The sequence below is a fragment of the Streptomyces sp. NPDC001156 genome (assembly GCF_053598275.1).
Map to the genome: position 1 here is coordinate 1 of NZ_JBSFJX010000278.1, position 8,870 is coordinate 8,870.

General features: G+C 69.4%; 6 protein-coding genes and 1 pseudogene. 2 read left to right on the plus strand and 5 right to left on the minus strand.

What is annotated here, in order from left to right:
• From ACWDA7_RS47150 to ACWDA7_RS47165, 4 genes and pseudogenes are all read right to left on the minus strand, one after another.
• Nucleotides 1-1,055 (minus strand): zinc ribbon domain-containing protein (locus ACWDA7_RS47150; protein ID WP_450613641.1); only part of this gene is annotated, 1,055 nt, incomplete at its 3' end.
• Nucleotides 1,052-1,669, minus strand: a complete 618-nt coding sequence (locus ACWDA7_RS47155) for an IS607 family transposase (protein WP_450613643.1) — start codon at nucleotides 1,667-1,669, stop codon at nucleotides 1,052-1,054. The genes ACWDA7_RS47150 and ACWDA7_RS47155, both read right to left, overlap by 4 nt.
• A gap of 251 nt (nucleotides 1,670-1,920) precedes the next feature.
• A pseudogene (locus ACWDA7_RS47160) lies at nucleotides 1,921-2,594 on the minus strand (nucleotidyl transferase AbiEii/AbiGii toxin family protein).
• The gene (locus ACWDA7_RS47165) at nucleotides 2,591-3,052 is read right to left on the minus strand and encodes a hypothetical protein (protein ID WP_450613645.1); all 462 of its coding nucleotides are present in this window, start codon (nucleotides 3,050-3,052) and stop codon (nucleotides 2,591-2,593) included. Before ACWDA7_RS47165 ends, ACWDA7_RS47160 begins: the two are co-directional and overlap by 4 nt.
• A 225-nt stretch (nucleotides 3,053-3,277) precedes the next feature.
• On the opposite strand from ACWDA7_RS47165, the gene ACWDA7_RS47170 reads away from it, so the two are divergent.
• Together ACWDA7_RS47170 and ACWDA7_RS47175 are read left to right on the plus strand one after the other, a co-directional pair.
• Nucleotides 3,278-3,871, plus strand: coding sequence for a hypothetical protein (locus ACWDA7_RS47170; RefSeq protein ID WP_450613647.1), 594 nt, complete (start codon nucleotides 3,278-3,280; stop codon nucleotides 3,869-3,871).
• Between the two features lie 746 nt (nucleotides 3,872-4,617).
• Entirely contained in the window at nucleotides 4,618-8,445 is a 3,828-nt protein-coding gene (locus ACWDA7_RS47175; protein WP_450613649.1) for a S8 family serine peptidase, read from the plus strand.
• 208 nt (nucleotides 8,446-8,653) lie between these two features.
• Here ACWDA7_RS47175 and ACWDA7_RS47180 read toward each other — a convergent pair.
• The coding region (locus tag ACWDA7_RS47180) for a SpoIIE family protein phosphatase (protein ID WP_450613651.1) at nucleotides 8,654-8,870 on the minus strand (217 nt) is incomplete at its 5' end.

The window sequence follows — 8,870 nt, forward strand, 5'->3', positions numbered from 1 at the left end:
TACTGCTTGCTCTTGGTGTGCAGTCGCTCCGAGAGGCGGCGCAGGCGGTGCTGCTTGGCAAGCACACCGGCGGCCCGGAACTGGGCGCCGGCACCGAGCGCAGTGATCCGCCCATCGCCGTTCAATTTCACGGCGCCCGCGCTGAGGAGCGTGTTCAGGCCCCAGTCCACACCGAGCGCCACCGAATGACCGGTGCGGCTGGCCTTGGGGACGGCGTGGGTGTACGCCAGGTCAGCGCGCACGGTGTCACCCGCGAGGCGGAGGGTGGGAAGGTGGAGCACCGCCGATGCCGGGACCGTAGGCGGCAGAGCGATGGGGCAGGCCACCCAAGTCCAGTCCCGGTATGCCTGCGGGTCGGGGCGGTTGGGCAGCTGAAGCCGTAGCAGCGCCTGCCCGGCGTCGGTTTCGGAGCGTTCGATCGTGGCCTGCTGCCCATCGCATGCGGCGAGCAACAGCAGGCGCGCCGCCTTCGGGGCGCCTTCAAGTTCGAACACGTCCACGGGCAGACGGCCGTTGATCTTGAGATACGTGGCGGCCTGCCGGGTGCGGGCCTTGATGATGCTGGACGGCAGATGCTCCCCGCCACAGATCGCCGCCCGAACCTGATCCCACTCTCTCGGGGTGCGCTTGCTCGGATCGGCCGGCCACGTCGCCAGCACCCCGGCAGTCAGGTCAGCGCGCCACTTCACCGAGCGAAGCGCCCGCCCGGCCTGCTCCTGGGCCATGCGCACGATCCGGTCGTTGACCTTCACGCCCTCGGGCGGGGCGGAACTCCAGCCCAGACGGCGTAGCGCCATCCATGCGTTCGACGGCAGATTCCGGCCGCCCGCGTCGACGCCGGCAGCCAGCACATCAACATCGCCCGTATTCCAGTGTGCGGCCAGCAGGGCGGCGGCCAGGTTGGACACGAGATCCGCGCACCAGCCGACGCGCAACGTCACAGCGGACAGCGACAGGCGTTCGCCGGTCTTCTCATCCACGCCTGTGCGCACAAGGGTGCGGGCGCACGCGGTGCGGGAGGTCTCGCCAGCGGCGAGCGCCAGCTTCCGGCTCACCGGTGACTACCGGCCTGGCATTGCCCGGATTCGGCCAGCAGGCGACGCCGGTTCTCAGCCGACCGCATCCCGTACAGGCGGCCGGCGAACGTGGTGACCAGCGACACGAAGTCCTCAAGGAGTTCGTCCCGGCCGCCGAGCTTCTTCGGGTGCAGCACCTCAAGACTCGCGCCGTACACGGACAGCAGGTGCCTGGGCCAGCCGACACCGAACCGGGCGAGCCGGTCCTCGTGCGTGACCCGCACGACGGTCACCGAGCCGTCAGCAACGGCCCGCAGGAGCCGGCTCAGACCGGGCCGGTCCTCCCGCAGGCCAGAGGCTCGGTCACGGAAGACCTTGACGATCTCCCCGGTGGAGGTGGCCCGCAACTCCTTCTCCTGCGCCTGAAGCGAGAATTCCGGCCCGTGGGAGCCGGAAACGCGCACGTACAAGCCCTCCAGGCGGACACACTCGCCACCGGTCGAGACCTTCATCGCCTCCACATCGATCGAGGAGAACCGGCGCCCACGCCCAACCCAGGTCAGCGGAATCTTCCCCGAGTCAGCCCAAACCCGAAACGTCGCCGGGTGAACACCCAAACGTCTGACGGCCTTTGAGAGTCGAAGAAGTTCCACGCGATCACCGTACGATCACTGAAGAACTCTAAGCAAATTGATGAGCCTTCCGCTCCTTGCTTTTGAGCGCTTAGAGGTTGTTTCTTATGGGGTGTCGACGCTTGGCGGTTGGGTCTGAGTGTGTGCCGTCTGGGCCAGTGATAGAACCGGCGTAATGCTGCTCAGCCACCGCGGGCACCGAGAGCGAACGCGATCTGCGAGAGAGCCGTGGGCACCCAGCACCAACTCGTATTTTCGAGCGGTACAGGGTTCTACTTCTCTACGTCTTGGTCGCGCAGCAGCCGGCGACCGAGGTCGTCGGCCCATTCCTGGGCCCACGCCATCAGCTCGTCGATCATCTCGGGGTTCGCCCCGTACGCCTCGAGCTCGGCGTCGTCGAGCCAGGCAACCGCGGTCAGTCGGGTCTGGAGCGACTCGAGGTCGAAGCGGTCGCGGGCGTGGCGGCGGCCGAATTCCTCGAGGTCGGTCGTGTCCAGCGTCGCGAGGCGGCGAACACGTCCAGGTCGTCACGGGCCAGGCCCCGCTCGGCGAGGGCGCGGACCTTCGTACCGACGACGTCCTCCTCGGCGAGCACCGGGCCGTAAGGGCTGGAGGCGGTCGGCCGGGTTAAGACCTCCTTGAGGACGTCGACCTCGCAAGTCTCCCGGGCGTCGGAGCGGGTGTCGATGGCGTTGAGGCGTGCGGAGAGCGGGGCGACTTCGATCACCTCGATCTGCCAGCCGCGCTCGGTGAGCCCATCGGTGAGGGTACGGACGATCTCGTCCATCGGCGCGGGGTTCTCGGTCGCGACATCCAGATCCTGGCTGGGGCGGGTGAGGAGTTCGTGGGCCTGGACGGCATACCCGCCGGTGGTCGCCAGCGGGTACGGGGAGCCGATGGCCAGGACGTCCGCCAGCAGGCGGGCGTGCAGGTCGGGAAGTCTCACGCGGCCGCCGGGCCGTGATGGGTACGCCGTCGCCGGGCCGGGGGTTGGGCGGGAGGCACGTCGGCCAGAGCCCGCAGCTGGGGGAACTGGTCCTCCCACACACCGCGGACCGTGGTCGAGACCAGGATCCGCAGGGTGGGCCACAACCGCAGGAGGATGTCGCGGTTCAGCAGCGCGCACAGGTCCTTGCGCATGCCCTCGGCGAGGACGGTGCGGTACAGGCTCATCCGCTGACGCTCGTTGGCCAGGTCGAAGGCCCGCAGCCCTGTTGACCAGACAACAGTGGCGGGCGGTTCCACGACGCCTTCCGCCGGCCCGTGCAGTTCGTCGAGCGAGTCCGGCAGCCGACGCCGGAACTTCTCCCGGTACAGCTCCAGATCCGTGCCGTCCGAGCCTGAGCTCGCGGCCGCGCCTGTAAGGGACGGAGCGGGAGCTGCGTGCTGCGGTACGGCGGGCATGCCCCCATGATGTTGGCTGCCGCCCGGCGCCGGGCGGCAGCGGGGAAGAAGACGGTCAGGCGCGACCTCCGCGAGCAGGGGCGGCCCCGTGCACGTGCGAAGGGAACGGACGCCCGTACTCCTTCGTGCTCGTCGACGGTCCGGCGCTGCCGCAGCGGGTTCTGGTCCCTCGATCACGGCAACTCGCAAGACCCACGTAGTCCGCATCGCCCGTAGGGTGCGAACATGACCGCCCCCGCCCCACTCACCACCGGCCAAGCCGATCGGCTTGTCACCGCGCTCCGACAGGGCCAGACCCTGGACGACGCAGTGGAGGCGCTGCGCCTCGACCTGTCCGCGGTGTGGGCCCGGGCGCGCACCGACGCCCGGCTGACGATCGCCCTCGCCGGCCAGGACCCCGACGCCTTCGACGAACGTGCGAGGATCGCGCGGGCCGACTACCTTCGGCTCCTCGCCCTGGGCGTGGCTCCGAGTCGGGAGGAGCTGATCCTGGGCTCTGGCCGTGCAGGAGCCCGCCCAACAAGATCACGACTTACGGCTGCCGTGACCCTGAACGACACCAAAGCCCTGGAACCGATCCACCAAGCGCTCCGTCGCCGTGAGTCGCTCCCGAAGCGGCATTACCTCGACTCCGGCTACCGCAGCGCGGAACTGATCGTCGGCTCGGCCAAGACCTACGGCGTTGCCTTGGTCACCCCGGTCCTGCTGGACACCTCCCGCCAGGCCAAGGCCCGGGAAGGCTTCGCCGCCGACGACTGCACCATCGACTGGCCAGCCCAGCAGGCCACCTGCCCGGCAGGGAAGACCAGCGCCACCTGAAACCCGGTCGTGCACAACGGCACCTCCAAGACCGTGGTCACCTTCGCCGCCCTCGACTGCATCCCCTGCCCCTTTAATGATCAGCAGCCCGGCCGTGGCCAGGTTCGCAGGCCGGGCAACCGCTGGAGCTTGGGCAGGCTCGGGTGCTGCCGGTAGTGCTGGAGCGGGCTCCGAGGCCGTGACCTGCTTCGTAGCCGGTTCGGTAGCGCGCGTGGCGTATGCCGAAGCGGCGTTGACCTGGTTCGCCATCGCCCTCATGGCCTCCCTGGGTGAGGCATCCTCGCCGCCGGGTGGCCCGCACTGGCCTTCTTCGGCGGCACCCGCCCCTCCATCTCCCTGACCAGGGCGCCGAGCAGGTCGGAGCCCTTCGCGGGGTCGGTGGCCAGCGCGGAGAAGCACGACGCGAAACGGCGCCTGTTCCAATCCGCGCGCTCGTTCGGTGATATCGGCATCGACTTCACGTCGGCACCCTCACCACACTCGGCAGCTCTGCAAGTAACACGCCGTCACCACCCTCGATTAGGTGACCCGTCGTCGTACTCACCAGGTGACTCCTTCGAGAAGAAACACACCCAAGTCATGGCAATTCTCATCGTGTTGACACCCTGGTGGTTCGCAGGCGGCGCATGTGTCGCAGCTGGGACATGTCGCAGTTGTGACAGGCAAATCCAGTGACAGATTCAGTTGCCTGAGCGAACCATTTCTACGGCTTGTGACCTCTCGACTGCACGAAAGGTGCTTCTCTGATGGCTTGGACCCGCCTGACGGCGGCGATATCGACAGGATTGTTGCTGGTTGCCGGAGGTGTGCCGGCTGTCGCCGCGGCGGCGGGGACGGCAGCCACCGGGACCGCCGCTGGTCCTGATGCCGTGCCGGGGGCTTCCTCGGTGACTGTGCGGCTGGTGACCGGTGACCAGGTGACCGTGACGACGCTGCCCGGAGGGCGCCGCACCGCGTCGGTGCAGCCCGGACCCGGGCGCGACCACATCCCCTTCCAGACGCTGGAGGGCGACGACAAGCAGCTGACCGTGCTGCCGTTCGACGCCGAGGCGCTGGTGACCGCCGGGACGCTGGACCGACGGCTGTTCAACGTGTCGGCCCTGATTGCCGAGGGCTACGACGAGGCCCACACCTCCGTGCTTCCGCTGATCGTCTCCTCCGGGCCGTCACGGGTCGGGGCCAGGGTCACCGTGCAGGCGACGAAGGCGGCCGCGGCCACTGCCGACCGGCTGGTGGCGTTCAATGAGGCCGCGACGCCCTCCCGTACTCTGGAGAGCATCCACGCGCGGTCGCTGCGGGTCGCCGACCACGACCTGAACGCGTTCTGGAAGACGCTGAACCCCGGCGGGACGTCGGACGCCGCCCGTGCCGCGGTCACCCCGCGGATCTTGCTGGACGGCAAGGTCAAGGCCGTGCTGGACCGCAGCACGGCGCAGATCAACGCCCCCACCGCCTGGAAGGCCGGCTACGAAGGCCAGGGCGTCAAGGTGGCCGTGCTCGACACCGGTGCCGACGCGAGCCACCCCGACCTGGTCGGCCGCATCGCGGAGGCCAAGGACTTCTCCGGCAGCGGGAACACCGACGACCACTTCGGCCACGGCACGCACGTCGCCTCGATCGTCGGCGGCACCGGCGCCGCCTCCGGCGGCACCCGGCGCGGCGTAGCGCCGAAGGCCGACCTGCTGATCGGCAAGGTGCTGGACGACAACGGTTACGGCTCGGAGTCGGACGTCATCGACGGCATGGAGTGGGCGGCCGGCGAGCACGCCAAGGTCGTCAACATGAGCCTCGGTTCGGACGAGGACACCGACGGCACCGATCCGCTCAGCCAGGCCGTCGACAACCTGACCGCCTCCACCGGCACGCTCTTCGTCGTCGCGGCGGGCAACGCGGGCCCGGGCCCGTCCACCGTCGGTGCGCCGGGAGCGGCCGACGCCGCGCTGACCGTCGGGGCCGTGGACAGTGACGACTCCCTCGCTCCCTTCTCCAGCCGTGGCCCGCGCCTCGGCGACGACGCGGTCAAGCCCGACGTGACCGCCCCCGGCGTGGGCATCGTCGCCGCCCGCGCGGCCGGCACCACCCTGGGCGACCCGGTCGACGCCAACTACGTGGCGCTGTCCGGGACCTCCATGGCCACCCCGCACGTCGCCGGCGCCGCCGCGCTACTCGCCCAGCAGCACCCCGACTGGAGCGCACAGCAGCTCAAGGACGCCCTGATCAGCACCGCCCACACCGTGTCCGGCAGCAAGGTGACCGAGCAGGGCGGTGGCCGCATCGACCTGGCCGCGGCCATCGGCCCGGTCACAGCCACCGGTTCCGTCACCCTCCCTCCGCTCCAGATCGGCGGCACAGGGGGGCAGCAGCAGGCGGCCACCGTTCACTACACCAACACGGGTGACCGCCCGGTCACGCTCTCCCTGGCCCTCGGCCTGGCCACCGAGGACGGCAAGGCGCTCCCCGACGGGGTGGTCAGCCTCGACTCCAGCACCGTGCAACTGGCCCCCGGCGCCACGGCCGAGGTGCCACTGCGCACCGACGCGACGCACGCCGTCCGCGGCAAGTACTACGGATACCTCACCGCGAAGTCCGCCACCGGCGCCGTGCTCGCCCACACCACCCTCTCCCTCGTGGTGCACACCCCCCTGCACCGGCTGACCGTGGTCTACCGCAACCGCGCCGGCCAGATCGTGCCGGGCGCACTGCCGACCATCTGGGGCCCTGACGGGTTCGTGAACTACACGGACCCTGACGCGGGAGTCGCCGTCGTGGAAGAGGGCACGTACTACGTCAGCTCCAGATTCTACGAGCGGACCGCTCAGGGCGGCACCAACGTGGGCCGAGTCGTCGTCCCCGAGGTGAAGGTCACCAAGGACATGACGGTGACTGTGAACGCCGCCGACCTCACCGAGGTGAAGATCCACACGCCTCGCCCCGCCGAGCAGCGCGGTGTCTTCACCACCTCGTACTACCGCCGGATCGACGGTCACGGCCTGATCCAGGGGGCCCTGTACTTCGACAATTGGAACCTCTACACCAACGCCACTGCTCCGGTCACCGACGGCACCTTCGAGTTCTCCCTGCGCACGCAGTTGGTCGCCCCGCAACTACGGGCGAAGGTCTCCGGCAGCTCTCAGGAGTTCACCCCGTACTACCAGCCGACCTCCCCGGTCTTCGGGGACCAGGGCGCGCGGCTGACCGCCGTGGACGCAGGCACAGCGGCGGCGCCCAACTTCAGCGACGTGCGCGGCAAGCTGGCCGTCGTGCAGGACGACAACTCCGCACCGTGGGACCGACGGGCTCTCCCGCAGGCAGCCGCCAACGCGGGGGCCAAGGCGCTGTTGGTGGCGCAGCCCGAGGGTTTCTCCGACTGGACCCGGTGGCAGCCGGACGGTGACCGGATGGCCCTGCCCACCATGCAGACCTCCTGGGAGAACGGGTCGGCTCTGCTGGAGCGCATCAAGAAGGGCACCACGACGATGGAGTTCTCCGGCACGGTGCGCAGCCCGTACCTGTACGACCTGATGCAGGTCTCGAAGGGTTCCCTCCCCAAGCAGCTGGTCTACACGGTCTCGAAGCGGGAGAGCGCGGAGGTCCGCAGCACGTACACCCGCACCGGTGCCTCGTCCTGGGCGAGCGAGCAGCGTTTCGGGTGGCGGCCGTACCAGGACACCGCGTGGGACCAGTACAGCCGCTACGTTCCGGTGGGACAGGAACGCGTTGAGTACGTGAGCGCCGGGGACACGCTGTGGAACCACGTCGTGCACCACAACGTCGTCTTCGACCCCGACATCCCGCTGCAGGCGGGCATGCAGGACGCCCCGCACACCTACCCGCCCGGCCAGCGCACGACGGAGCGGTGGTTCGGAGCGGTGGTCCGCCCCTCCATCCCGCGCGGTGAGTCCCGGAAGTCGGTGCGCAACGGCGACACCCTGTCGGTGTACGTTCCCGAGTTCACCGACTCCGGCGCCGGCCACTGGTCGTTCGCGGAGGCCGACCCCGGCGCCCGGGCCGCGGTGAACGACACGGCCTCGGCGGTGCTGTACCGCAACGGGCAGCAGGTCACCCAGTCCGACAACGGCGCCTGGGGCAACTTCGAGGTGCCCGCGGGCAACGCCGAATACCGGCTGGACCTCACGACCGCCCGCACCTCGGACGACTGGCACTTCGGCACCGGCACGCACACGTCGTGGACGTTCCACTCGGACACCGCGGCCGACACGGCCCTGCTGCCGCTGCTCCAGGTCGACTACAACGTACCGGTCGACGCACAGAACGCGGTGGGCCCGGCGCGCACGCACACCCTCGGCCTGACCGTCCGCATGCAGGACGGCATGCCCGCCCCGCGCGGCGTGACGCTGAAGGTCGAAGCCTCGTACAGCGACGGGAAGAGCTGGACCACCGCGCGCACCGCGCAGGACGACAGCGGCGACGGGCAGTTCACCGCCACCGTCGAGCGGCCCTCGAGCGTACGCGGCGACGCGTACGTGACGCTGCGAGTGACCGCGACGGACGCCGCCGGCAACAGCGTCCAGCAGACCGTGAACCGCGCCTACCTGCACCACGGGACCGAATGAGCCGCCGGGATCGCTGACACAGACCATCCCGGCTGAACCGCGGCGGGTGCCAGGAGATTTGGGCCCTGGCACCCGCCGTACCAACTACACGAAACAGCAATCCGTCTGTCCCGCTGTGCAAGCCCCCGGGAAATCGAGGAAGGCGGCTCGAGGCGGCAGGCCTCACCGCGATCGAAGAGACCGTCTACCGCTTCCTAGTAGGACTCCGTTAAGCGAGGCGGTCCACGACGACCATCGCCACATCGTCTGCCAGGGAACCCTCCGTGTGGCGGATCAACTGCTGGTGCAGATGTTCCAGGAATTCCTGGGGGGTGTGGGCGGGCATTGTTGCCATGACGTCTGGCAGGGCGAAGAAGTCGTTGTGGCGGTTTCGGGCCTCGATCACACCGTCGGTGTACAACAGCAGACGGTCACCGGGTAGGAAC